Annotated in this window: 27 protein-coding genes and 1 tRNA gene; 5 read left to right on the forward strand and 23 right to left on the reverse strand. The window is 68.9% G+C overall.

Going from position 1 to position 23,194, the window contains the following annotated elements:
* Positions 1–92: 92 nt before the first annotated feature.
* The 10 genes from AC4HOU_RS15880 to crcB form a co-directional block, all read right to left on the reverse strand.
* A complete protein-coding gene (locus tag AC4HOU_RS15880) occupies positions 93–734 on the reverse strand; it encodes an HAD family hydrolase (RefSeq protein ID WP_490724709.1) in 642 nt (213 codons plus the stop codon).
* The gene (locus AC4HOU_RS15885; RefSeq protein ID WP_490724710.1) at positions 731–1,900 is read right to left on the reverse strand and encodes an MFS transporter; all 1,170 of its coding nucleotides are present in this window, start codon (positions 1,898–1,900) and stop codon (positions 731–733) included. The genes AC4HOU_RS15880 and AC4HOU_RS15885 overlap by 4 nt, the downstream gene beginning before the upstream one ends.
* A gap of 540 nt (positions 1,901–2,440) precedes the next feature.
* Positions 2,441–2,680: a hypothetical protein gene (locus AC4HOU_RS15890; protein WP_280499341.1), complete on the reverse strand. Its 240-nt coding sequence runs from the start codon at positions 2,678–2,680 to the stop codon at positions 2,441–2,443.
* A gap of 155 nt (positions 2,681–2,835) precedes the next feature.
* Positions 2,836–2,908 (reverse strand) — tRNA-Ala (locus AC4HOU_RS15895).
* 98 nt (positions 2,909–3,006) lie between these two features.
* On the reverse strand, positions 3,007–3,744 hold the full coding sequence (locus AC4HOU_RS15900) for a DsbA family protein (protein ID WP_324197336.1): 738 nt from the start codon (positions 3,742–3,744) through the stop codon (positions 3,007–3,009).
* A 60-nt stretch (positions 3,745–3,804) separates the two neighbouring features.
* Complete coding sequence (locus AC4HOU_RS15905) at positions 3,805–5,145, reverse strand: MFS transporter (RefSeq protein ID WP_490724711.1); 1,341 nt, start codon at positions 5,143–5,145, stop codon at positions 3,805–3,807.
* Positions 5,135–6,775 carry a phosphoglucomutase (alpha-D-glucose-1,6-bisphosphate-dependent) gene (gene pgm / locus AC4HOU_RS15910; protein ID WP_163809721.1) on the reverse strand — a complete coding sequence of 547 codons (1,641 nt, stop codon included), beginning with the start codon at positions 6,773–6,775 and terminating at the stop codon, positions 5,135–5,137. Before pgm ends, AC4HOU_RS15905 begins: the two co-directional genes overlap by 11 nt.
* Before the next feature lie 47 nt (positions 6,776–6,822).
* On the reverse strand, positions 6,823–7,185 hold the full coding sequence (locus tag AC4HOU_RS15915; protein WP_163809719.1) for a fluoride efflux transporter FluC: 363 nt from the start codon (positions 7,183–7,185) through the stop codon (positions 6,823–6,825).
* Complete coding sequence (locus AC4HOU_RS15920) at positions 7,182–7,538, reverse strand: DUF190 domain-containing protein (protein ID WP_490724712.1); 357 nt, start codon at positions 7,536–7,538, stop codon at positions 7,182–7,184. The genes AC4HOU_RS15915 and AC4HOU_RS15920 overlap by 4 nt, the downstream gene beginning before the upstream one ends.
* Before the next feature lie 31 nt (positions 7,539–7,569).
* The gene (crcB, locus tag AC4HOU_RS15925) at positions 7,570–7,989 is read right to left on the reverse strand and encodes a fluoride efflux transporter CrcB (protein ID WP_195019838.1); all 420 of its coding nucleotides are present in this window, start codon (positions 7,987–7,989) and stop codon (positions 7,570–7,572) included.
* 321 nt (positions 7,990–8,310) lie between these two features.
* Between crcB and AC4HOU_RS15930 the strand changes: the two genes are divergently transcribed.
* Entirely contained in the window at positions 8,311–9,483 is a 1,173-nt protein-coding gene (locus tag AC4HOU_RS15930; protein ID WP_490724713.1) for a lipase family protein, read from the forward strand.
* A gap of 180 nt (positions 9,484–9,663) precedes the next feature.
* Here the strand turns inward: AC4HOU_RS15930 and AC4HOU_RS15935 are convergent, their stop codons facing one another.
* On the reverse strand, positions 9,664–11,163 hold the full coding sequence (locus tag AC4HOU_RS15935) for an MFS transporter (protein WP_416381967.1): 1,500 nt from the start codon (positions 11,161–11,163) through the stop codon (positions 9,664–9,666).
* A 111-nt stretch (positions 11,164–11,274) separates the two neighbouring features.
* Here AC4HOU_RS15935 and AC4HOU_RS15940 point away from each other — a divergent pair, with 111 nt between their 5' ends.
* Positions 11,275–11,949, forward strand: a complete 675-nt coding sequence (locus AC4HOU_RS15940) for a TetR/AcrR family transcriptional regulator (RefSeq protein ID WP_490724714.1) — start codon at positions 11,275–11,277, stop codon at positions 11,947–11,949.
* Between the two features lie 66 nt (positions 11,950–12,015).
* Positions 12,016–13,314: a D-arabinono-1,4-lactone oxidase gene (locus AC4HOU_RS15945; protein WP_194990106.1), complete on the forward strand. Its 1,299-nt coding sequence runs from the start codon at positions 12,016–12,018 to the stop codon at positions 13,312–13,314.
* On the opposite strand, the gene AC4HOU_RS15950 is transcribed toward AC4HOU_RS15945, so the two are convergent.
* Positions 13,281–13,841 (reverse strand): hypothetical protein, encoded by a 561-nt coding sequence (locus AC4HOU_RS15950; RefSeq protein WP_194990107.1) that lies wholly within the window; start codon positions 13,839–13,841, stop codon positions 13,281–13,283. The genes AC4HOU_RS15945 and AC4HOU_RS15950 overlap by 34 nt on opposite strands.
* Before the next feature lie 263 nt (positions 13,842–14,104).
* On the opposite strand from AC4HOU_RS15950, the gene AC4HOU_RS15955 reads away from it, so the two are divergent.
* Positions 14,105–15,049, forward strand: a complete 945-nt coding sequence (locus AC4HOU_RS15955; protein WP_194990108.1) for an AraC family transcriptional regulator — start codon at positions 14,105–14,107, stop codon at positions 15,047–15,049.
* Between the two features lie 68 nt (positions 15,050–15,117).
* Here AC4HOU_RS15955 and AC4HOU_RS15960 read toward each other — a convergent pair whose 3' ends face one another.
* From AC4HOU_RS15960 to AC4HOU_RS16010, 11 genes are all read right to left on the reverse strand, one after another.
* Positions 15,118–15,888 carry an SIR2 family NAD-dependent protein deacylase gene (locus AC4HOU_RS15960; protein WP_163809705.1) on the reverse strand — a complete coding sequence of 257 codons (771 nt, stop codon included), beginning with the start codon at positions 15,886–15,888 and terminating at the stop codon, positions 15,118–15,120.
* Positions 15,889–16,032: 144 nt separating this feature from the next.
* Positions 16,033–16,608 (reverse strand): alkaline shock response membrane anchor protein AmaP, encoded by a 576-nt coding sequence (locus AC4HOU_RS15965; RefSeq protein ID WP_194990109.1) that lies wholly within the window; start codon positions 16,606–16,608, stop codon positions 16,033–16,035.
* Positions 16,605–17,144: a DUF6286 domain-containing protein gene (locus AC4HOU_RS15970; protein ID WP_194990110.1), complete on the reverse strand. Its 540-nt coding sequence runs from the start codon at positions 17,142–17,144 to the stop codon at positions 16,605–16,607. Before AC4HOU_RS15970 ends, AC4HOU_RS15965 begins: the two co-directional genes overlap by 4 nt.
* Positions 17,141–17,482 carry an Asp23/Gls24 family envelope stress response protein gene (locus AC4HOU_RS15975; RefSeq protein ID WP_163809699.1) on the reverse strand — a complete coding sequence of 114 codons (342 nt, stop codon included), beginning with the start codon at positions 17,480–17,482 and terminating at the stop codon, positions 17,141–17,143. The genes AC4HOU_RS15970 and AC4HOU_RS15975 overlap by 4 nt, the downstream gene beginning before the upstream one ends.
* Positions 17,479–17,667 (reverse strand): hypothetical protein, encoded by a 189-nt coding sequence (locus AC4HOU_RS15980; protein WP_104359847.1) that lies wholly within the window; start codon positions 17,665–17,667, stop codon positions 17,479–17,481. The genes AC4HOU_RS15975 and AC4HOU_RS15980 overlap by 4 nt, the downstream gene beginning before the upstream one ends.
* A gap of 33 nt (positions 17,668–17,700) precedes the next feature.
* Positions 17,701–18,186, reverse strand: a complete 486-nt coding sequence (locus tag AC4HOU_RS15985) for an Asp23/Gls24 family envelope stress response protein (protein ID WP_163809697.1) — start codon at positions 18,184–18,186, stop codon at positions 17,701–17,703.
* An 84-nt stretch (positions 18,187–18,270) separates the two neighbouring features.
* A complete protein-coding gene (locus AC4HOU_RS15990) occupies positions 18,271–18,600 on the reverse strand; it encodes a hypothetical protein (RefSeq protein ID WP_194990111.1) in 330 nt (109 codons plus the stop codon).
* Positions 18,600–18,971 (reverse strand): Asp23/Gls24 family envelope stress response protein, encoded by a 372-nt coding sequence (locus AC4HOU_RS15995; protein ID WP_194990112.1) that lies wholly within the window; start codon positions 18,969–18,971, stop codon positions 18,600–18,602. Before AC4HOU_RS15995 ends, AC4HOU_RS15990 begins: the two co-directional genes overlap by 1 nt.
* Entirely contained in the window at positions 18,971–19,588 is a 618-nt protein-coding gene (locus tag AC4HOU_RS16000) for an Asp23/Gls24 family envelope stress response protein (RefSeq protein ID WP_163809691.1), read from the reverse strand. Before AC4HOU_RS16000 ends, AC4HOU_RS15995 begins: the two co-directional genes overlap by 1 nt.
* Entirely contained in the window at positions 19,579–20,139 is a 561-nt protein-coding gene (locus AC4HOU_RS16005) for an RNA polymerase sigma factor (RefSeq protein ID WP_163809688.1), read from the reverse strand. The genes AC4HOU_RS16000 and AC4HOU_RS16005 overlap by 10 nt, the downstream gene beginning before the upstream one ends.
* A gap of 111 nt (positions 20,140–20,250) precedes the next feature.
* Positions 20,251–21,453, reverse strand: a complete 1,203-nt coding sequence (locus tag AC4HOU_RS16010; protein ID WP_490724715.1) for a PucR family transcriptional regulator — start codon at positions 21,451–21,453, stop codon at positions 20,251–20,253.
* Between the two features lie 188 nt (positions 21,454–21,641).
* Here AC4HOU_RS16010 and AC4HOU_RS16015 point away from each other — a divergent pair, with 188 nt between their 5' ends.
* Positions 21,642–22,988, forward strand: a complete 1,347-nt coding sequence (locus AC4HOU_RS16015; RefSeq protein ID WP_490724716.1) for a lipase family protein — start codon at positions 21,642–21,644, stop codon at positions 22,986–22,988.
* The last annotated feature ends 206 nt before the right edge of the window (positions 22,989–23,194 follow it).

Consider the following 23,194-nt stretch of genomic DNA (forward strand, 5'->3'; position numbering starts at 1 on the left):
TCCGAACTCGAGCACGGCCGGATGCATCCGCCGGACGGCTATACCTCGGCCCGTGAACGCGAGCACATGCCGTGCTCCGCCGGTGCCGGTCCTCAGACGGTGGCGATCACCGCGCGGATACGGTCTTCGATCTGCGTCGGCGAACCCGTGTAGTGAAGCGTCCGCAGGCCCACCTCGGCGGCGGCCGCGCAGTTGTCGGCGCGGTCGTCGATGAACAGGACCGCCCCGGGATCTGCGGCACCGGTGGCGGCGAGCGCCTTTCGGTAGGTATCGGGGTGGGGTTTGTTCATCCCAAGGCGGCACGAATAGAGGGCATCGGCCATCACCGTGCGCCAGTCGGCGGCGTCGAGAGCTTCGCTCACCGGATGAGGTGCGTTGGACAGCAACACCATCGGCAGTCCCGCACGCTCGATGCGGTGCAGCAGCTCGACGACCCGGTTGTCGGTATGGGTCCACATGGCGGCGTCGACGGCGCGGAGCCGGGCGAGCCGGACCGGGTCCGGGCGGTGGCCGAGGACGGCGGTCCAGAAGTCGGCGTCGTCGAGGGTGCCGGAATCGTAGGGTTCGCGGGCATCCCAGAACGCGCTCTGGAAACGTGCGAGATCGTCCGCCCGATCGGCAAGCTCGGCGAGCTCGCCCCACATGGCCGGGGTGGGTTGCAGGCCGATCACACCGTTGTAGTCGAAGATCACCGCGTCGAGTTCCGCGGTCTGGTGCAGGGGTTCGATGGTCATCGGTTCTCCAGGACTCGTGGGGACAGGAAAGCCACGGCCACGGCGAGGGCCGCGGGCAGCAGGAGGGCGAAGGGCAGGGTCGTCGCGGTCGCCAGGGCACCGATAGCGGCAGGGCCGGCGAGCAAACCCAGGTAACCGGTCACCGCCACCGTCGCCACTGCGCGCGGACCACCCGCCCCTGCCGCGCTGAACAGCGACGGAATGGTGACCGACAGGCCGAGACCGAACAGCGCCCAACCGGCCAGCGCGACCGCGATCTCGGCGGATATCGCGCCGGCGAGTAGTCCGGCAGCGGCCAGGAACGCCCCGGCGCGAACGACTTTCGGTCCCCCGAAATTGGCGGTCAGCCGGTCGCCGACGAGACGGCCCGCGGCCATGGCCGCGCTGTACCCGGCGAAGGCCGCGGCACCGAGCGCCGGTGAGGCACCGAGATCGGTCAGGTGCACAGCCGACCAATCGGCGGCAGCACCTTCGCCGAGCAGGCATGCGGCCGCCAGCGCGCCGAGCAGCCAGATCCGAGCGGCCGGGGACTGTGTGCTCTCCGGTTCCGCATCGCCGTCGGGTATCCGACCGCCGAGCTCGCGGGTGATCGGCGCGGCCGTCACGGTCGTCACGATCGCGACGGCGGCGATACCGAGGAAGAGATAGGTGTGTGACATGTGCGCCGTGGCGACGGCGATGGAGGCTCCGCCCAGCGCGCCTAGACTGTAGGCCGCGTGCAGGCCCGACATGATCGGGCGCCGACACGCCCGCTCGAGGTCGACAGCAGCGGCATTGGCCGCGACATCCAGCACCCCGTGCGCGGTACCGAAGACCAGCGCCGCGGCACCGGCCGCCACAACGTTGCCGCATGTTCCGAGTAGCGCCAGACTCATCGCGAAACCCAGGCCGCCGCCGGTCAACAGAGCCGGCAGCCCGTACCGCCCGGCGAGCCGCCCGCCGACCCGCAGGCCGGCGATCATCCCGATGGCCGCGGCGAGCAGCACCGCCGCCAGACCCGCGGTGTCGAGTCCCGCCGCGTCCTGCACGGCGGGGATCCGGGTCCCCCACACTGCGGTGACGACGCCGAGCCCGGCGAAGTATCCGGTCAGGAGGGCGCGGTCCCTGGCGAGAGCACGCGGAACGGTCCGCGGGTTTCCGGGCGGCGGTGCGCCGACGATGGTCATGACAGCTCCAACAGGGTGTAGCGCGCCGATTCCCGCGGCGAATTGCGCACCGAGAAATCGACACCGGGCAGAGTGGTGTGGGCCGCCATTCCGAAATGGAGTAGGCGGCAAGAATGCGAATGGATTTCGGAGCGAATCCACAGCGATTCGTTTCGTCCGACGTTTCGGAAAACTACCAGCACACCCGGCTCCCCACCATCCGAGACGAGACGTCGTGATCCGCTTCATAATCCACCACGCGCGGCTCTGATCCGAATGGGCTGTTGCCACGCTCGGTGAACATGGGCAATTGCGACTGAACCGATTTCGCCGAACCGGATCGGACTGCATTCGCGGCCCGCTACCCCATAGCAGCCAAAAATTCATGGACCGGCAGCGGAATTCATATCTTCCGTTGAACAATGCGAAATATCGTTGCGGCTTTGATCTCGGCAGGCGCGCCGCCGACGCTCGCCGTATTCGTTACGGCCCGCCGGCGGACGGCGCGGCGAACTCCGGCCTGCACCACGGTGGGACCGTGCGACCCCGCGAGCACGGCAGTTACCGGATGTCACCGGTGAGAGCGGCCAGGCGATCGGCGTACGGGCCGGTGGGGTTCCAGGTCCCTTCGAACGGGCCGAGCCGGGCGCCCTCGCGGAGGAATCGGACCAGGTTTCGCGGCCGTGTGCGACCGAGGGTGAGCGCCGCGAAATGCCCGTCCGTCCGATCCGCCGCTTGCTCGTCCCGCCAGGCAGTGAGCAGGATCTGCCGGCGAATGGTCGGTATGCGAAGCCTCCCCATTCCCTCGAGGAAACGAGACAGCCGGAGGCGCGGTCGAGCGTATCGACGAGTTCCGCCTCGACTGGTCCGACAAGCGGTACGCGCTGCACCATGAACACGACAAAACGACTCAAGGCTCACGCTCTCCATGAGCATGAGCCTTGTATCGAGTGGAGTGGAGCTAAGGGGACTCGAACCCCTGACCCCCACACTGCCAGTGTGGTGCGCTACCAGCTGCGCCATAGCCCCGAGTGGTGTGCCGCCGGTGTTCCCCGGCTGCCTGAACGAAGTTACACCACGTGGGGACCGGGAACCAAATCGCCTCGATACGGGGGTTGAACGGCTGGTCAGGGGGCCAGGTCGGCGACCCAGTCCTGGTTGCCGACGTCGATCTTGGTGGTGCCGTCGAAGACCGAGGGGGTGGCGGCGTCGTCGTCGAGGAGGGTGGTGAGGTCGGCGTCGGCTGTGACGGCGTTGATCTTGGCGGCGTCGAGGCGGGCGCCGGTGGTGATGCAGTCCGCGGCGGCCGGGGTGGCTCCGGTGTCCCGGGCGAGGGCGGCCAGATCGTCATTGCTGAGGTCAGAGCCGCCTTCTTTGGGCTGGCGGGTGGTGAACAGGGCGTCGTGGAACGCGGCGTAGGTGGGGCCGGAGCCGTCGGCGGCGACGCATTGCAGGGCCGCGATGGCGCGGGTGGAGTAGTCGCCGCTGCCGGATTTGTCGTCGAGGAAGTTGACGAAGCGGTACCGGATGGCGAGTTTGCCTTCGTCGAGCTTCTGGGCGATTTCCTGGCCGAAGATGTGCTCGAGCGCACCGCAGCCGGGGCACAGCGGGTCCTCGAAGACGTCGATGATCTTGGTCACGCCGGGGCGGCCGAGCACGATAGCGCCGTCGGGCTGGACCGCGGTCACTACCGCGGCGTCACGGACGGTGCCGTAGCCGTCGTTGCGGATCTCGGCCTCATCGTCCATCCAGCGGTAGGCGAGGAAGACGAGCAGCCCGATGAGGACCAGCGCGACGGCGCCCAGCGCATAGGTGGTCTTGCTGGACATCGGCCGGGGCGTGTAGTTCGACGGCGAAGTGCTCACCCGAACCACTTTGCCTCGAGTCCGGGCCGGCGGCTGCCGCACCCGCCGCACAGGCGAGTTCTATCGCCTGCCCTTCGCCTCACTGTCGGCGTGCACGACCTGCTCGACGGAGTTCGCCGCCACTCGCCCGCCCGGCCCGCCGTCACAGGTGCAGGGCGCCGCGAGTTGATCGGCTTCCTCGTCGACGGTCTCGATGCGTTTCTCCACCCGCACCTCGCCGCGCCGCATCGGCTCGGGCACCACCAGCCAGGCCACCGCGGCGACGGCCAACAACCCACCGGTGACGGCCAGGCCCACTCCGAAGTTCAACCGCTCGGCGATGAAACCGACCACGATCGGGCCGAGCACCGCGCCCAGATCGGCCGACATCTGGAACCCGGCAAGCACCGGCCCACCGCGCACCTTGGGGCCGATGATGTCGGCGACGGCGGCCTGCTGCGCCGGGGTGAACATGCCGGAACCGAGTCCGGCGACGAACGACGACACCAGCAGCCAGAGCACGTCGGGCGCCACACCGAGGCCGGCCGTGCCGATCGCGCAGACGGTGGTGCCGATGATGAGGAACGGTTTGCGGCCGAAGCGGTCGGAGAGCTGGCCGGAGAAGAACAGCACCACGGCATTACCCGCCGCGAACACCGTCAACGCCACCCCCGCCATGCCTGCAGGCTGTTCCAGCACCTCGACCACCAGCAGCGGCACCAGCGCCATACGCACACCGAACACGGCGGCACCGTTGGCGAAGTTGGACCACAGCACCGCCCGGTATTCCGACCGCGCGAGCCCGTCGCGGAAACTCATGCTCGCCGGCGCGGTCTCCGCGGTCTCCGGCGCGGCCAGATGCGAATTGCGCAGGTTGAAGTACACAACGGCACAGGCGATGAGCAACGCGATCGCATAGATCAAAAACGGCGCGCGCAGCCCGAACTCGGCCAGCAGACCACCGATCAAGGGCCCGGCCAGCGAGCCGATGAGGAAGCTGGTCGACCACAGACCGGAAATGCGGCCACGCTGGTCCGAGGGCGACATCCGGATCAGCAGGGCCAGCGATGACACCGTGAACATGGTCGAGCCGATACCACCGGCCGAACGCAGCACCAGCAGCTGCCAGTAGGTCTGCGCGAAGGCGCTGGCGCCGGTCGACACCGCGACGATGAGCAGACCGCTGGTGTAGACCCAGCGCTCGCCGAGCTTCTGCACCAGCCGTCCGCTCATCGGCGCGAACAGCAGCCGCATCAGGGCGAACGCGCTGACGATCGCCGAGGCCGCCGCGAAACCGACGCCGAAGCTTCGCGCGTACTGCGGCAGCACGGGCGAGACGAGGCCGAATCCGATGGCGATGACGAACGCGGCCCCGACCAGGACCCAGATCTCGCGGGGTAGAGCTTTCGAACTAGCGGTCACCCGATAGAGCTTGCCCCACCAGTTCCTCGGCGGCCGCTTGCACCTGCTCGAGATGCTCGGGACCGTGGAACGACTCGGCGTAGATCTTGTACTTGTCCTCGGTGCCCGAGGGGCGTGCCGCGAACCACGCGTTCTCGGTGGTGACCTTCAACCCACCCAGCGGCGCGCCGTTGCCGCGCGCGCGAGTGAGCACCGCGGTGATCGGTTCGCCGGCGATCTCGGAGGCACTCACCTGCTCGGGGGCCAGTTCGGCCAGCAGCTTCTTCTGCTCGGCGGTGGCGGGTGCGTCGACGCGGGCGTAGGCGGGGCTGCCGTAGCGGCGCTCGAGTTCCACGTACCGCGCCGACGGGCTCTGCCCGGTGACGGCGGTGATCTCCGCGGCCAGCAGGGCCAGCACGATGCCGTCTTTATCGGTGGTCCAGACGCTGCCGTCCATCCGCAGCAGCGAGGCGCCCGCGCTCTCCTCACCGCCGAAAGCGAGGCTGCCGCTGAACAATCCGGGCACGAACCATTTGAACCCGACCGGCACTTCGTGCACGTCACGGCCGAGCACACTCACCACCCGGTCGATCATCGACGAGGTCACCACGGTCTTGCCGATCTTGGTGAGCGCGTCCCAGCCCATCCGATTGGGCACGAGGTATTCGATGGCGACGGCGAGGAAGTGATTGGGGTTCATCAGCCCGCCGTCCGGAGTGACGATGCCGTGGCGGTCGGCGTCGGCGTCGTTGCCGGTGGAGATGTCGTAGTCGTCCTTGATCGACACCAGCGAGTTCATCGCGAACCGGGAGGACGGGTCCATCCGGATCTTGCCGTCGGAATCCAGCGGCATGAACCGCCACGTCGGATCGACCAGCGGGTTGACCACCTCGAGCTCGAGGTCGTAGCGCTGACCGATCTCCTCCCAATAGTCGACGCTGGCCCCACCCATCGGGTCGGCGCCGAGCCGGATGCCCGCGCCGCGGATGGCGTCGAGGTTGAGCACGCTCGGCAGATCGGCGATGTAGTGATCGAGATAGTCGTAGCGCTCGACGGTGGGCATGGCCTGCGCGAGGGTGCCGCGCTCGACCTCGGCGAGGCCGCCGCGCAGCAGTTCGTTGGCGCGCTCGGCGATCGCGTCGGTGGCGACGGTGTCGGCGGGACCGCCGTGCGGCGGGTTGTACTTGATGCCGCCGTCGCGCGGCGGGTTGTGCGAGGGCGTGACGACGATGCCGTCGGCCTGATGCTTGGTGCCGCCGCGATTGTGGCGCAGCACGGCATGACTGAGAGCAGGCGTCGGGGTGTAGCGGTCGCGCGAATCGATCATCGCCGTGACACCGTTGGCGGCGAGCACCTCGAGCACCGTGGTCCAGGCCGGCTCGGACAGGGCGTGCGTATCGCGAGCCAGATAGACCGGACCGGTGATCCCGCGGGTGGCGCGGTATTCCACGATGGCCTGGGTGATGGCGAGGATGTGCGCCTCGTTGAAGGTGGTGTCCAGGCTGGACCCGCGATGGCCCGAGGTGCCGAACGCCACCAGCTGCGCCGGCTCGGCGGGATCCGGGATACGGGTGTAGTAGGCGGTCACCAGACCGGGGACGTCCACCAGGTCGCTCGGGCGTGCGGGCCGTCCGGCTCGATCGTGCGCCATGCTGGGATCTCCCTTCCGGGTCGGCTGTGCCCGGCTCGTCATCAGAATCATGTGAACAGCCATTCGGTCACGGACGCGGCGGCGAACACCACGGCCAGGCAGGTCGCGACACTCAGCACGATGTTGCCGAGGGCGTAGCCGTACGCACCGTCGGACACCAACCTGATCGTCTCGAAGCCGAACGTGCTGAAGGTGGTGAGCGCACCGCAGAATCCGGTTCCCGCGCCCGCCAGCAGCCAGCCGTTCGCCCCCGCCCCGATCAATGCACCGAGCAGCGCCGAACCGACAATGTTAACGGTCAACGTCCCCAAAGGCAGCATGGAATCCCAGCGGGCCGCGACGGCGCGATCGATGAGGTATCGCGCAGGGGCGCCGAGCATTCCGCCCACCACCACCCAGATGGCCGTCATCGGCGCACCGCCGGCTGCCAGAGTTCGACATCGGACAAGGTCACGGTCACCGTGTCGAACAACTCGGCGTTGTCGTCGACGAAAGCACGCAACCGCGCGGCATCGTCGACGATCATCACCATCACCGGTAGTTGTTCGGCCAGGTCCAGCAGCCGGACGGTATGGATCCGGGAGGACGCGCCGTAACCCTCGACACCACGCCACACGCTGGCACCGGGCAGCCCGCCGTCGCGGGCCCGGCGAACGATCTCGTGGTACAGCGGCCCGTGCCGCCAGCGTGCGTCTTCGCCGAGCAGCAGTACCAGCCGCGCGGCGTGCGCCCACTGCCCCGCACCGCCGATCGCCTCGGTCATCGCTGACCCCCTTCCGTGCCGTTCACCTTGTTCACCGCACACTTCCAGTTACCCACCGCGCAGCCGCCATCCCCGCAACCACTGCCGCCAGGCAGGTCACCATCGTGGCACCGAGATAGCCGAGCCCCATACCGACGGCACCCGATTCGAGCAGTGTACGAATCTCGGCACTGTAGGTGGAGAAGGTGGTGAATCCGCCGAGCACACCGACGCCGAGGAATGGGCGCAGCAGCCTGTGGGCTACCCACACTTCGGTGATGAGAACCATCAGCACACCCATCGCGGCGCAGCCGATCACGTTGACGGCGAACGTCGCCACCGGGAACCCCTCCGGACGCGTCGGCAGCCAGACCGCGAAACCGTAGCGCGCCAGCGCACCGAGCCCGCCGCCGAGCGCCACGACGAGCAGTACCCGCGGATCGGCGATCCGGGCTTCGGCCCGCGATGACACGTCCCCAACCTCCTGTCCGAGCCCGATGACCGGCCGCGTCGGCGCCCCGGCGTCCACCGTGACGCTATCGGCGGCAACGGCACCGGCCGACGGCGCGACTGCTCGGGCGGCGCCCCTCGTTGACACACCGACCGGCGCGCAGTACGAATCGACTGAGGTCTTCGCCGAAGACCCGACGCAGTCCACAGCCTCGTCTCGGAGTCGGTGATGGCGGCACCGCGGAGTTCACGAATACGGCGACGCCGGCACCGGTCCGAGCGCCACGCCGCACCCGAGCAAACGTTGAGCATACGGCATTCTCCGGCGCGTCGGGCGAGTCTGATGATCCGCCGTCTGACCCTCGCGCTCTTCGTCGCGTCCGTGCTGGCACTGGGCGGCAATCCCGCCGTGACGATGACCATCCACCCGGCGACCGAAGGCGAATCCTTCTACTCGGCGCCCGCCGATATCGGCGAATATCGGCCGGGGGCGGTGATTCGCAGTAGGCAGGTGAGCGCCGCCGGATTCGCCGGTGCCACCGGCTGGCAGTTGGCTTTCCGCAGCACGGATTCGCGCGGGGAGCCGATTGCCGCGGTGACCACGGTGCTTGTGCCCGCGGGCGAGGTGCCGGACCGGCCGCTGGTGTCGTATCAGCCGTTCGTCAACTCGCTCGGGCCACGCTGCGCACCTTCGCATTCGCTGCTCGCCGGGACGCTGCGCGAGGCTCCTGCGGTGAATCTGCTGTTGGCTCGCGGCTGGGCGGTCGCGGTGCCCGATCACCTCGGCCCGGACAGTGCCTATGGCGCCGCGCAATTGGGCGGGCGGATCACCTTGGACGGGATTCGCGCGGTCCGGCAGTTCGATTCGACCGGACTCGACGACAGTCCGGTGGCGCTGGCCGGCTACTCCGGTGGCGGCATGGCCACCGGCTTCGCCGCCGCCCTTGCCCCGGACTACGCGCCTGAACTGCCCATCGCCGGCGCGGCGGCGGGCGGGGTACCGATGAATCTGGGTGCGCTGGCCGGTGATCTCGGCGATCGGCCGAATCCGATGTTCGGTCTCGGTTTCGCGGCGGCGGTCGGTCTGGCTCGCGAGTATCCGGCGGTCTCCCTGGATCGGTATCTCAATCCTGCCGGGAAGGCGTTGCTCGATCGCGTCGACGACGCCTGCGCGGACGAGATCATCCGGGCCGCAGCGGGCCTCGCCACCGATGACGTCTTCACCGAACCACCCACCGAAGATCCCGCCGCCGCACCGATTCTGCGGGACAACAGTCTGGAGACCTTCACCGGTGTTCCCACCGCTCCGCTGTATCTATGGCACGGCACGGCCGACCTGATCTCGGTGGCGCCGGTGCGGCGGACGGCCGAACGCTATTGCGCAGCAGGCACTCCGGTGCAGCTGGATCTGCTCGTCGGCGCCGACCATTCCGGCGCCGTCCTGCCGGGCGCGTTACGAGCGCTCGACTTTCTGGAGGGCCGTTTCGCCGGGGCACCACCGTCGCAGAACTGCTGAGCTCCCCCGCTACCGCCGCCCCGCCGATTATCGAACCACACCGCCGAGCGCCACCGCTCGCACCGCGAATATCCGGCACGACGCAACACGAGCGACGACTCTCGTCGGCGAGCGACCGATACAGCACTGCCGCCCGCCGAGCCGGAAGCCCTACGAGCGGCAGTACTTTCGAGCGAACGATCAGTGCGCGAGCACCAACTCCCCTTCGGCCGGCGCGGGCGCGGTGTTGGGCAGCAGCACGCCCGTCACCACGGCGCCGATCACGAAGATCGCGGTGGCCCACCAGAAGCTGGTGGTGTAGCTCTCGATCGCCGATTGCGCGATGGTGAGCTGGTCCGGGGTCCGGCCGGCCAGGTAGTCACTGGCCGCCGAGGCCGCGATGGTGCTCAGCAGCGCGGTGCCGATCGAGCCGCCCACCTGCTGGCTGGTGTTGATCGTCGCCGAGGCGACGCCCGCATCTTCGTGGTGCACCCCGGCCGTGGCGCCTTGGAACGCCGTCGCCATCGCGCCACCGAGACCGAGACCCATCAGGATCAGGCCGGGCAGGATGTGGGTGGTGTAGCCGGTGTCCAGGCCGATCCGGGTGAGCCACGCCATACCGGCCGCGGCGATCAGGAATCCGGCGCTGACCACGACCTTCGGCCCCAGCTTCGGCAGCAGCAGCGACGGTGTGGTGGTCGAGGACACGATCATCGCGGCCACCATCGGCAGGAACGCCACACCGGTGGTGATCGGCGAGTACCCGAGGGTGAGCTGCATGTAGTAGGTCAGGAACAGGAAGATCGCGAACATCCCGATGCCCATGACGAACACGGTGAGGAACGATCCACCCCTGGTGCGATCGAGCACGACGCGCAGCGGCAGCAGCGGGTTGGCGACCCGGGTTTCCAGCCAGACGAACACCGCAAGCAGCGCCGCGCCGCCGAACAGGAAGGCCAGGGTGACCGGGTTGGTCCAGCCGTCGGTCTCGGCGTGCGAGAAGCCGTAGACGATGCCGAACAACGCGGCGGTGACCACGACGGTGCCCGGGATATCGAGCTTCGGCCGTTCGGTGACGGTGTGCTTGGCCAGCAGCAGCACCGCGCCGACCAGCGCGACGGCGGCGAAGGCCAAGTTCACGAACATCACCCAGCGCCACGAGGCCCACTCGGTGAGCACGCCGCCGAGCAGCAGGCCGATGGCGCCGCCGGTACCGGCGACCGCCCCGAAGATGCCGAAGGCCTTGGCCCGTTCGGACGGTTCGGTGAAGGTGACCGTCAGCAGCGACAGCGCCGCGGGCGCCAGCAGCGCGCCGAACACACCCTGGCCGATGCGGGCGCCGACCAGCATCTCGAAGTTGGTGGCCGCGCCGCCGATCGCGGAGGCCACCGAGAAGCCGACCAGGCCGACGATGAAGGTGTTGCGCCTGCCGAACAGGTCGCTGAGCCGGCCACCCAGTAGCAGCAAGCTACCGAAGGCCAGCGCGTAGCCGGTGATGACCCATTGTCGGTCGGCGTCGCCGAAGCCGAGATCTCGCTGCGCCTCGGGAAGCGCGATGTTCACCACGGTCGCGTCGAGCACGACCATGAGCTGGGCGACGCCGAGGACGGCGAGCACCCACCAGCGCAGTGCGTGCGAGCCACGCCTGCCTGACGTCGGTTTTTGCTGCGGGTCCGGCCCGCGTTCGATGGTGGTGGTCACGTCGCCCCTCGTTGAAAAATAAACGGAGGTGGTTCCTCCGGTTAGCTGGAACGCTACCACAGTAACGGAGGAGCTGTCTCCACTTAATCCCGCCGCTGATAGCATGAGGGTGTGAATCCCGCCACGACCATGCCTCCGACCCGGCGTTTGCGCGCCGATGCCGTACGCAATCAGCAGCGCATCGTCGAGGCCGCGCGCCAGCTGTTCGCCGACCACGGACTCGAGATCACCCTCGATGACGTCGCCGAGCGCGCGGGGGTCGGCGTGGGCACGGTCTACCGCCGGTTCGCGAACAAGAAGGAGCTCATCTCCGAGGTCTTCCAGCAGCACCTCGACGAATTCGCCGAAACCGCAGAGGAATGCGTCCGCCACCCGGACCCGTGGCAGGGCCTGGTCGATTTCTTCGAGTACGCGTGCAGACATATGGCGACCAATCGCGGGTTCAGCGAGGTCATGCTGGAATTCGAAGACGATCTCGAGCAGTTCAGCTGCGTCCGCGATCGGATCAAGCCGGTCGTGGCCAGGATCGTCGATCGCGCCAGGGAGGCAGGCGCGCTGCAACCCGATGTCGTGGCGTCGGATTTCTTCGCGATGGTCCACATGGTCGACGGACTGGCGGAGTTCGCCCGACCGGTCAACGACCAGGTGTGGCGGCGCTACATGGCACTCGCCCTCAACGGCGTGCGCACCGAACTCGTGCCGCGACGGCCGTTGTCGATTCCGCCGCTCGACGACAACGAGGTCGAGCAGGCCAAGGCCGCACTGTGCACCGGCCGCCGCCGCTGATCCCAGCACGCTAGCAATCGCACCGCGGGTAGCGCAGGTCACAATCCATCCCTTACAGTTGGACATGTGACCAATTCGTGGATGAACTGGGCCGGCGATCAGAAGTGCGCGCCGGCGTCCGTCGCGGCTCCGCGCAATCGCAACGAGCTGGCGGACCTAGTGGGCCGGGCGGCGGACGCGGGGCAGCAGGTGCGCGTCGCGGGCTCGGGGCATTCGTTCACCGACATCTGCCTCACCGACGGGCTGCTGCTGGATCTGTCGCGGATGAACCGGGTGCTCGACGTCGACCGCGACAACGGCCTGGCCAGGGTCGAGGCCGGTATCACCCTGCACGCCGCGAGCCCGGCGCTGCACAACCACGGGCTGGCCTTCCCCAACCTCGGCGATATCGATGCCCAGACCATCGCCGGAGCCACCGCCACCGCGACCCACGGCACGGGTGCCACCCTGCAAAACCTTTCGGCCGCAGTCCATTCGGTGGAGTTGATGCGCCCGGACGGCAGTGTCGTCGAGCTGAACGAACAATCCGATCCGGACGGCTGGCGGGCGGCCCGGGTGAATCTCGGCGCACTCGGCGTGATCACCGCGATGACGTTGCGGCTGGTGCCCTCATTCGTGCTGGAAGGTATCGAGCGGCCGGTGCCGGTCGAGGAAGTGCTCGACGACCTCGATACCTATGTCGAGGGCAACGACCATTTCGAGTTCTACATGTTCGCGCACAGCCCGATCGCCATGACCAAGCGCAACAATCGGGTCGATCTCACCGAGCAGCCGCGTCCGGCGCTGGTGGACTGGTTCGCCGATATTCTGATGTCCAACTACACCTTCGACGCGCTGTGCCGACTCGGCCGAAGGCAGCCGCGGCTGGTGCCGTGGATCCACCGGGGCGCGGCCTATGCGGGCAGCTACCGCCGCCAGGTGGACCGGTCCTATCGGGTGTTCGCCTCGCCGCGCCTGATCCGCTTCACCGAGATGGAATACGCCATCCCGCGCGAACATTCGGCCGAGGCCATCCGCGCGATCAAGGAGCTGTCCACCCGCTACGACACCCCGATGCCGATCGAGGTGCGCTGGGTGGCTCCCGACGACGCGTTCCTCTCCCCCGCGGGCGGCCGCGACACCTGCTATATCGCCGTGCACATGTACCAGGGCATGGATTACGAGCCGTACTTCCGGGCCTGCGAGGCGGTCTTCGACCGCTTCGACGGCCGCCCGCACTGGGGCAAACGCCATTTCCAGACCGCGCAGACGCTGCGTGGCAGGTACCCGGAGTGGGATCGGTTCGCCGAGGTGCGCCGCCGCTTCGACCCGAAGGGCGTGTTCGCCAACGCCTATCTCGACCGCGTGCTCGGACCGATCGGCTGACGTCGCGGCGGTATCAGGTGCATCGTCGCCCACCCGGACGGCTTGGCCCGGGTGGCGCCGAAGGTGGTGAAGGTGGCGGGCATCGCGGATGGGCCGGGCATTCGCCGGCGTAGCTGTGTGGGCTCACCGACCCGGACGACATCGCAGGGCCCGGCGAACGCGCACGCTCGCCCGCATTCCAGGCGCCAGCCGAACGGCATCAGGTGCACGCGTTCGCCGCGCTCCTCCAGTCGTTCGGCGATCTCCTCGACGAGGTCGAGGGTGTCGGCCAGATGTTCGAGCAGATCCGGCCCGGACATCGCGGCGCGGCCCGCGCCGCTCGGCAGCACCGGAGACCCGTTGATCACCACATAGGCCGCCGCGCTCTGCGCGATCATCGCCTGGATCGCCCGGACGACCTCGCCCGAGGGTCCGCGCTCGCCCGGCTCGACATAGATGTGCAGTAGTAGGCAGTCGTGGAAGGTGCGCGCCACCGCGACCGACGCCGGTGCCAGCTCGACGGCGCAGGGCCCGGGGTCTACCGGCATGTATTCGAAACAGTGCCAACGACTACTGAGAATCTTCACCCATACCCCTACCGCGCGACCCTCGTCGCCCTTCGGACGCCGGACAGACGAAAATGTAGTGATGCCGGCCCCCGCGCGGTTGTCGGCGAACGCACGAACTTTGCGCTCCGGCGCAGAACGAACCGCGCGACTCGGCCCGAAACCGGACGTCGACGACATATCCTCGGCTGCACGGGCGATACAGCCGAGGCCCGGTCCACCCACGGCACGGAACGGAGTCTGTGATGGTAGGTGAGGCGGTAGTCGAGGAGGCGTCGACGGCGGACGTGGACCCTCGCGAACGTGTCGACTACTGGGCCGAGCTGGTCGATTCCTTCCAGGGTGTGCGCTTGAGCTACGAGTTCGGCTCGGCCACCGATTTCTACGGCCGGATCCGGCGCCACCGCACCGACACCTATCAGATCGTCGGCCGGGAATCCGACCCGATCGTCTACACCCGCGCGGCCACCCACATCCGCGCCGATCCCGATGACGACTATCGCCTGGTCATGCCACTCACCGGGCGCTTCGACCTGAGCAGCGAGGGACGCAGCGGCTCGCTGCGGCCCGGGATGAGCAGTCTGATCACCATCAATCGGCCGCTGTCGTTCACCGCGTGCAGCGGCACCCACGGGCTGATCATGACCATTCCGCGCCGCGAGATCCAGCACCGGCTCAACCGTGCCGAACCACCCGCACGCCCACTCGACCTCAGCACCGGCCTCGGCCGGGTGGCCGCGACCATGCTGACCGGACTGTACGAGGAGGTCGGCGCGCTCACCGCGGCCCAGTTCGATGCGGTGGCCGAGCGGCTGGTCGATCTGATCTGCATGCTCGCCCTCGGCTCGGCACCGACCACGGGCAGCCACCTCGGCGAGGTCGAATCGGCTGTGCGGCACTACATTCGCCGTCACGCCGGCAATCCGGAGCTGTCCAGCGCGCAGATCGCGCGGGCTCTCGGCTGGTCGGTGCGCCAGGTCCAGCTCGCCCTCCAGCAGGCGGGCACCACCCCGCGCGAACTCATCCGGGAAGAGCGGCTACAGCTCGCACATGCCCGGCTGCGCAACCCGGCCTACCGGCACACCAGCGTCACCGATATCGCCCTGGGACTCGGTTTCGGCTCGGTGAGCAGTTTCAGCACCGCCTTCCGGCAGCGTTTCGGGTCGACGCCGAGCAGCGTTCGCGAATAGCGTTCCGATATCCGAACCGTCTCGACGGCAATGCTTTCCACGCGAGGACGATCGGCAGGACCGAGGCGCTAGTAACCCAGGATCCTGGCAACGAGATCGGGGACGGCGGCGCCGATGGGCTCGCGGATGACCTCGGTGGCAATGCGGTCGTAGGGCGTCGGCTCGGCATTGACGATCACCAGGTCGGCGCCGTTGTCCACCGCGAGCGCACACAGCGATGCGGCGGGCTCCACCTGCAACGAGGTGCCGATCGCCACGAACAGATCGGCCGATTCCGCGGTGATCGTCGCCTTCAGCATGGTGCGCGGTTCCATCGCCTGCCCGAACATCACCGTGCCCGCCTTGAGGATTCCACCGCACCGCGGGCACGGCGGATCGTCCTCACCAGCAGCGACCCGCTCGAGCGTCGCGGCCATCGTGGAGGTGTAGTCACAGTCGACGCAGACCACGTCGAACATGTTGCCGTGGATTTCGATCACCCGGCTGGGTGAGGATCCGGCGCGCTGGTGCAACCGGTCGACGTTCTGCGTGATGATGGTGAGCGGCCGGGCCCGTTCGAGTTCGACCAACGCGGTATGGGCGGCATTGGGTCTGGCCTGCCAGGCGGGATTGTCGCGGCGGGCCAGCCAGGAGCGGCGGCGCAGGTCCGGATCGGCGAGATAGTTGTCGTAGGTCGACAGCAGTTCCGCGATCGGGTCCTCGGTCCACACCCCGCGCGGCCCACGGAAATCCGGGATCCCGGAATCGGTCGAGATCCCGGCCCCGGTGAGCACCGCGATCCGGCCCGGACGGGTGTACCAGTCCGCGCTCACCACGGGTTCGGTGTCGTCGGCGAACACTGCATATCGTCAGGCTATCGGGCACAGCGTGCGGCGGACGCTCGGCCCCGCCGCACCCGAGCCATGTCCCCTGTCGCCCGGTGCCGCTGCCGCGCGTCGTGCCCGATGGCGCGCTCGCGCCGATCAGCGCGACTGATGAGCGCATCAGCGCAGCTGCGGCTTCTTCCCCGCATCGGCGAAGCCCAGCTCCAAGCTCACCGGGATGGATTCGAGCTCGAGCGCCTGGCGCAGCCGAGGCACGGCCTCGTCGAGAACGCGGCGGCGCAACTGCCCGACATCCGCGTGCGGTTCCGCGGTGACGGTGAGATGCAGTTCCGGCGCCCACCGGGTGCCGGTCAGCCAGGCCGAGGCCGAACGCACATCGTCGAAGGCTTCGATATCGTCGGCCACCGGAGCCGCCGCCGTCGAGGAGGCCATCACCGTCTTTCCGGCCGAGCCGTCGGCGTCGAAACGCCAGGTCTGCGATTTCGGCATCCGGAAGATCTGCGCGAGCAGCCACCGCAGGCACAGCAACCCGAGGACCACCGCACCGGCGATCACCGCCCAGAACACCCAGGTGGGTGGGGCGGCCGTGCCGGGCACAAGCGTCGAGTCCGGATCGACCCAGTTCAGCTGCCCGTAATAGGCGGCCACCGCGTAGCCGCCCGCTGCCGCGCAGAGCAGTCCGGTCAGCCCGATCAGCACCCGGTTCACCGCGGCGGGCCGATTCACCTTGCTCATCGAGGTCCTCCGGCTTCGGGTCCGTGCAGTTTCGCTTTCACCCGCTTCACCGGGCGTCCGAGTTGCTGCACGCGGTCGGTGACGGTCTCGCAGATCGCGTCGGCGAGCCCGGCATTGTCGTGGCGGTCGGTGCGCGCGATCACCGTGACGGTGTCGCGGCGCACCTTCACCCGTGCCGAGGTCACGCCATCGACCCGGCCGGCACTGCTACGCAACATCGTGCGCAGCCCCGAGCGGCTGACGCCGGCCTGCATGCCGTCGTCGTGCCCGGTCAACGGCAACACCTTCGCCCGGCCCGGCAGCAATGCGATCACCAGCAGCAGCACCCCGATGAGCAGCGCCACGATCCCGCCGATCAGCACCGGCAGCTCGTTCCAGGTGATGCCGTGCAGCTCATCGGCTACCGAATCGTAGGAGACGTACTCCCTGGTGCCGGTCAGCCGCTGCACCAGCGACACCGTCACCGCGACGCACGCCGCGAGCACCGCCACCGCGATGACCACGGCCGGCCAGGAGCGCCGCGGCCTGCGGATCATCGAACCCTCCCGGCCGCAACGGTTTCGGTGGTCAGCTCGGAGACGACGATGTCGACCTTCGAGACCGTGATCCCCGTCAGTTCGGCGGTGCGCTCACGCAGATGCGCGCGGCACTGCTCGGTCACCCGGCCCACCGGCTGCGGGTAGCGCACCGGCAACCGCACCGCCAGCGCGGTGCGGTCACCGGAGACGGTGGCCTCGACCTTGACGCCGCGATCCACCCCTGGCACTTCGCCGGCGGCGTGCGCGGCGATCCGGCGCACCGCCCGTTCGCTGACAGTGGTCCGGCCGGGCAACTCGACTCCGGCCGCGTCGGCACCGACCGCGGCCGACGTCATCGCCTGCCCTTGTCCTGAGCCGACCGGACCAGCGCGGCGAGGTCGAGCTCGCCGTCGAGCCACCGGCCGACCACCAGACCGAGCGCGGCGAATACCAGCACGGTCAGGAATGCGCCGAAACCGCCGAAGGCTGCGGCGAACCCGAGCGCGATCCCTATTGCCAGGCCTATCGTCGTGGCGTTCACAATCGACTCCTCTTCGCTGGGTCCGGTCGCCGGTTACTGCACGCGCGCGGGCGGGGCGTCGGCATCGTCGTCATCGCCGGGGATGTAGACGTCGTTGACGTTGATGTTGACCTCGACCACCTGCAGGCCGGTCATCTGCTCGATCGCGGTGATCACATTGCGGCGTACCGCGCGGGCCACTTCGGCGATGGAGACGCCGTATTCGACGACGATCTCCAGGTCGACGGCGGCTTGGGTCTCGCCGACCTCGACCGACACACCCTGCCCGATACTGGCGGAGGCGCCGGGGATGCGATCGCGGATGGTGCCGAAAGCGCGGGCGGCGCTGCCGCCGAGGTTGTGCACCCCGCGCACCTCGCGGGCGGCCAGTCCGGCGACCTTCTGCACCACGATGTCGGAGATGGTGGTGCTGCCGAGATCGGTCACCAGGGCGTGATCCTTTTTGGCGGGCGCCTTTTCGGTGCCGGCGGGCTCGCCCGCGGTGCTGTTGGTGGTGGTCTTGTCGGTGGTGGCGGTCATCGGTGTTCCTCCTGATTCCTTTGGGATGCAGCGGATTCGGTCCCGCACTGTGTTCGACACCCGGGCGGGGCAGTCGTCACGGGCTCATGGTGTGACCTGACCCACATGTCCTTCCTCGGTGAAAGCGGCCGCGTCGAGTTCGGTGACCACCAGTCGCAGCGTGGCCCGCTCCCATGGAGTACCCGCCAGGACCGGCCCAATCGCCTTCCCGGCCAGATCGAGCAGCGGTGGCAGGGGCAACGTCGCGGCGACGACACGCACCACCACCGCACGCTCGGTGAGGTCGACGGCGTACTTGCGCGCATCCCACGGCCACCAGGTCGCGTTCTCCCGCACGATCGGCGTCGCAGGGCGCAGCCCGCTGATGCCCTCGACCGCCCCGATGATCTTGTCGATGACGTCCTCTGCTGCCATCACCGCTGCTCCGGTTCGATATCGAGGATCGACACCACGACCTCGTCAACGTCCTGCCCGGTCTGCTCACGCACTCGCTGAGCGACCGTCCGCTGGACCGCACGCCCGACTTCACCCGCGTGCCGATCCCCGGCGATCACCAGGTCTACCTGCACGATCAGCCGACCCAGCTCCGTGCGCCGCACGCGCACGCCCTCCGCGGGCGCCGGATCGGTACCGAGCCAGCGTTGCCTGCCCGCCCGCACCAGCGTCGTCACCAGACCACGCACGCCCGGCTCCAACCGCACCACCCCGGAGGTGGACAGGGCGGCATGCGCGGCGACCGCCGCCAGCACGGGCGGCTCGATCTGTACCGCCACCGCACCCGCCACTACTGTTCACCTCCGGGTTCCGCCGCGGAATCCACCGATGGGTCCTGGTAGACGTCGGCGATCGTCAGGTCCAGCCGGTGCAGGGTCAGGCCGATGCGTGCGGGCAGCGCCGCGGTGATGCGTTCACGCACGATCGGCATCAGCTCGGAGACCGGCGTCGGACCGAAGCGGACCGCGACCGCCAGCTCGACATCCACCAGATACTCGCCGCCGTCGCCGATCCCGGCCGGGCGCACCCGGCAGCGCCGCGCGCGCACCCCTGGCACCGAATCGGCGGCATACCGCAGCACCGTGCTGACGGCCTGCTCGCTCACCTCCACCGCGCCGGGCTCTGGCGTCGGCAGGTCGAGGGTGCGACCACGACGCACCTCGGCGCGCACCGCCGACATGATCCGCCCCACCAGATCCGGTGGCGGCGCTTCGGGCTCCTCGATCATCTGCCTGGTCGCGGCGCGCAAGGCCAGCAGACTGTCCCTGGCGGCCGCGCAATGCGGGCAGTTCAGCTCATGGGCGTCGGCGCGGCCCGCCTCGATCGCGTCGAGCCGGTCCCACACCTGTTCCAGTTCACGCCCGCACGGCAGGACATAGTCCTGCTCGGTGGTCTCGTTCACCGCCATGGCTTCATCACCTCGGACAGTTGGGCTCGGGCACGGGCGATGCGCCCGCGGACCGCGGTCGTGTTCGCGCCGACGATGTCTCCGATCTCCTCATACGACAGGCCGTGCACTTCGCGCAGCAGCCAGCAGGCCCGTTGTTCGGGCGTCAAATCCTGTAGCGCCACATTCAACGCCTCGAGCTGGGTGTTCACCTGGGTGGCGTGTTCGGGCTGGATATCCGAACGCGGCGATTCGGTCAGATCCAGATCCGCTTCGACGTGCGGGCGCCTGGCCCGGATGACGTTGAGGCAGCGGTTGGTCGTCATCCGATACAGCCAGCCGACGAAGGCCGCGTCGTCGTTGAGCTGAGCCAATCGCCGCCACGCCGCGAGGAAGACCTCCTGCACCACGTCCTCGGCTTCGGCGCGGTCGGCCAGCATCTTCGACGCGAGCCGGAACATCTGCCCCTGATGGCGCAGCACCAGCTGCTCGTAGGCCCGGACATCGCCGTCTTTGGATCTGCTGACCAGGGTCACATCGTCCGGCGCGGTCGTCGTCTCGGTCGCGGTCACACCCACCTCCTCCGCCGCTCCTGTGTTGGACACCCGGGAATGGGCAATCGTCACGGCCGATTATCCCGTGATCGTGGTCACAGTTGGGGAAGTGCGGGATCCGGCAGCGCGTCAGCCGGCCCGGACGACGGTGAGCGCCGCGGCGAGCAACCGGGTGTCGGCGGGATCGGCGGGGTCGAGGCCAGTGAGTTCGGCGACGCGGCGCAACCGATAGCTGAAGGTGTTGGGATGGACGTGCACCTCGGCGGCGGCAGTTTTGCGGTCGGTGCCGTGGCGCAGGTAGGCGTCGAGGGCGGCCAGCAGATGGGGTCGGGTCGACAGCGGCTCGATGCGTTCGGCCAGACGGTCGCGGGCCCGGCCCGGACGGGTCAGTTGGTACTCCAGCAGCAGATCATCGAGGCGATAGGTCCCCGCCGGGCGGCCGAGGGCGTGCGCGAGCTCGGCGAGGTCGGTGGCCTCACCGGCAGCGGCGGGCAGCTGCGCCGGCGCGACGTCGCCGCCGTCCGCCGCGTAGATCGCGGTCTCGAATCGCTGTGCCGTCAGCTCCGTGACCTGCTCGACGCGCGCGTCCGGCCCGCCGGGCAGCAGCACGACGCCCGCGGTTCCGTCGAAGGTGTGCAAGGCGGCACGGCCGGCGACCTCGTCGAGGATCGATTGCAGGACCCGGGCTCGGCGCTGGGCCAGCAGTGTCGCCACCGGCGGTGGCGGATGGTGCTCGGACGGTACCCGCAGCGCGAGCACGCGGTAGTGCTCCTCCACCGCGATATCGGCGCGAGCGGCCGGCTCCGCGACCGGAAGGCCGTGCAGCAGAGCCGAACACAGCGCGCGACGAGCCTCGCGGTCCGGCTGGAACACCGACTGCTCCACTTCCGAATACCCCTCGTACACCATGAGATTGATGCGGCGCAGCAGATCCAGCAGATGGGCGCCGAACGCCACGAGATCGTCCATTTCCTCCGGTGCCGCCGAACGCGCCGAATCCCGGAGCAGCTGCTGAGCCGAACCGTGCACCGCATCGATCAGCAGGCGCAACGGGATTCGTTCCTCGGCATGGCGGCGCACGACCGGTGCGACGTAGGACGCGAGCTCCGCATCACTGAACTCCCGCCGTTCCCGCAGAGCGCGAAGGAACCCCCGGCCGCAGGCGAGAATGGCCGGAACCACCTCACGGAAATGGTCGTCGGGCAGATCCGCGATGGGCGGTGTCGAGCCGAGCCCCGCCGCGAGCATGCGGTCGGCGATCCCGGGCAGTCCGCGGCCGATGCGGTCAAGGATCGGGGCGTCCGCGGCCAGCGGTGGTAGAGCGGCGACCATGCGCCGGATTGTCTCCTACACCTACCCCATCGGCAATTCCTGCGGCCACGGCGAGGACCGGGAGCCGAGAAGTTGTCTCCGAACACTAGTCAGGTGGCACGAGTTGGTGGTCGCGGCGTAGTGACGGCACCGGCGATGCGCACCTAGATTTGCCTCGTCGACGCACACGCCTCGGAAGGATCGCCACGATGAGTACCGAGGCGGCGTTACCCGCCGGGGGTGAGGGGCACCGCCGGGCCCGCGGACACGCTGATTCGGCGGATCCCTTTCCGCACTCGGGTCCACCACTGCGCGTCGAACACGATCCGTTCTGCGTACCGCCGCCGGATATCTCCTCCGCCGAACCGGGAACCGTCATCCGCTCCCGCATCGTGCGCGTGGCCTGGTTCGGCCGGATTCCGCAGCGCGTGCAGGCCTGGCAGCTGCTGTTCCGTACCTCGGATCGGCACGGCGCGGCCGAGGCCGCGTTGACCACCGTGCTGCTGCCGCACGGCGCGGATCCCGCGCGCCCGCGGCCGCTGGTGTCGTTCCAATGCGCGATCGACGCCGTGGCCTCCAGTTGCTTCCCGTCCTACGCGCTACGGCACGGCGCCCGGGTGATCGGGGCGATTCCGCAGCTCGAGTACCCGCTCATCGCGCACGCCCTCGCACGCGGGTGGGCCGTCTCCGTCCCGGATCACGAGGGGATGCGTGGTCACTTCGGCGCAGGCCGGGAACCCGGATATCGCACGCTGGACGGGATCCGCGCGGCGCTGTCGTTCGCGCCACTTGGCCTGTCCGAGGACACGCCGGTCGGGCTGTGGGGCTATTCCGGCGGCGGGCTGGCCACCGCGTGGGCGGCGGAGGTGGCCGCCCGTTACGCGCCCGAGATCGACCTCGTCGGCGCGGTCGCCGGTTCACCCGTCGGCGATCCGGCAGCAGCGTTCGTCCGACTGAACGCCACCGCGTACGCCGGGTTCGCCGCGGTCTACACCGCGGGATTGCGGCGCTCTTACCCCGAACTGGCGCCGATGCTGGCCGACCGGCTGTACCCGCGCTATCTGCGGCTGCTCGTGGAGGCCGAATCACGCACGACCTTCGCGCTATTGGCGCGATTCGCCGGCCGGAGCATCGACCGGAACAGCCATGGCGGTATCGCCGAACTGGTCCAACTGCCGCAGCTGCGCACGATTTTCGACGACATCCGGCCCGGCGCCACCGCACCGGAGATACCGATGCTGATCCTGCAAGCCATCCCGGACGAAGTCATCGCCGTCGCCGACGTGGACGCGCTCGTCGCCCGTTATCGCGCGGCCGGCGCCGAGGTGCACTATCTGCGCGACCGCCTCGCCCTGCATCTACCGCTGGAATTCCTGGGCGCGCCGACGATGGCGGATTGGCTCGCCGACCGCTTCGCCGGGCTCCCCCGTTCCGCGCCCGTCACCACGGACGTCTGGTCGGTTGCCGGGAACCGCAGGTCGGCCCGGGACCTGTGCCGATTCGCCGGCCAGATCGTGCGGATGCTCACCGCTCGTCCGATCGCTCACCAGCACTGATCGCGTATCCCCCCGCTACGAGGGGGACGCACCGGCGTGACGGTTGTCTCGTTGTTTGCTGCGTGCCATCGGCGGCGTTGCCGGGTCGTTATCGGTAGACCACCCGCGCGGGCGGATGAACGCCGAGAAAGGCTCGATCATGGCATTGCGACGAGCGAACAGCCCGGACAAACCGCAGATCGCGGCACATAACGGACACCGCTGCG

It is taken from the genome of Nocardia sp. JCM 38205, assembly GCF_058222935.1.

Coding starts and splice junctions, on each gene's coding strand:
- AC4HOU_RS15975 (WP_163809699.1), bottom strand. CDS start 17,482: ATGACGTCGGCCGCGGTCGGTGCCGACGCGGCCGGAGTCGAGTTGCCC.
- AC4HOU_RS15950 (WP_194990107.1), bottom strand. CDS start 13,841: ATGCCGGTAGACCCCGGGCCCTGCGCCGTCGAGCTGGCACCGGCGTCG.
- AC4HOU_RS15880 (WP_490724709.1), bottom strand. CDS start 734: ATGACCATCGAACCCCTGCACCAGACCGCGGAACTCGACGCGGTGATC.
- pgm (WP_163809721.1), bottom strand. CDS start 6,775: ATGGCGCACGATCGAGCCGGACGGCCCGCACGCCCGAGCGACCTGGTG.
- AC4HOU_RS15965 (WP_194990109.1), bottom strand. CDS start 16,608: ATGAGCAAGGTGAATCGGCCCGCCGCGGTGAACCGGGTGCTGATCGGG.
- AC4HOU_RS15970 (WP_194990110.1), bottom strand. CDS start 17,144: ATGATCCGCAGGCCGCGGCGCTCCTGGCCGGCCGTGGTCATCGCGGTG.
- AC4HOU_RS16015 (WP_490724716.1), top strand. CDS start 21,642: ATGAGTACCGAGGCGGCGTTACCCGCCGGGGGTGAGGGGCACCGCCGG.
- AC4HOU_RS15985 (WP_163809697.1), bottom strand. CDS start 18,186: ATGACCGCCACCACCGACAAGACCACCACCAACAGCACCGCGGGCGAG.
- AC4HOU_RS15930 (WP_490724713.1), top strand. CDS start 8,311: ATGATCCGCCGTCTGACCCTCGCGCTCTTCGTCGCGTCCGTGCTGGCA.
- AC4HOU_RS15990 (WP_194990111.1), bottom strand. CDS start 18,600: ATGGCAGCAGAGGACGTCATCGACAAGATCATCGGGGCGGTCGAGGGC.
- AC4HOU_RS15885 (WP_490724710.1), bottom strand. CDS start 1,900: ATGACCATCGTCGGCGCACCGCCGCCCGGAAACCCGCGGACCGTTCCG.
- AC4HOU_RS16010 (WP_490724715.1), bottom strand. CDS start 21,453: ATGGTCGCCGCTCTACCACCGCTGGCCGCGGACGCCCCGATCCTTGAC.
- AC4HOU_RS15920 (WP_490724712.1), bottom strand. CDS start 7,538: ATGACCGAGGCGATCGGCGGTGCGGGGCAGTGGGCGCACGCCGCGCGG.
- AC4HOU_RS15890 (WP_280499341.1), bottom strand. CDS start 2,680: ATGGGGAGGCTTCGCATACCGACCATTCGCCGGCAGATCCTGCTCACT.
- AC4HOU_RS15955 (WP_194990108.1), top strand. CDS start 14,105: ATGGTAGGTGAGGCGGTAGTCGAGGAGGCGTCGACGGCGGACGTGGAC.
- AC4HOU_RS15915 (WP_163809719.1), bottom strand. CDS start 7,185: ATGACGGCCATCTGGGTGGTGGTGGGCGGAATGCTCGGCGCCCCTGCG.
- AC4HOU_RS16000 (WP_163809691.1), bottom strand. CDS start 19,588: ATGGCGGTGAACGAGACCACCGAGCAGGACTATGTCCTGCCGTGCGGG.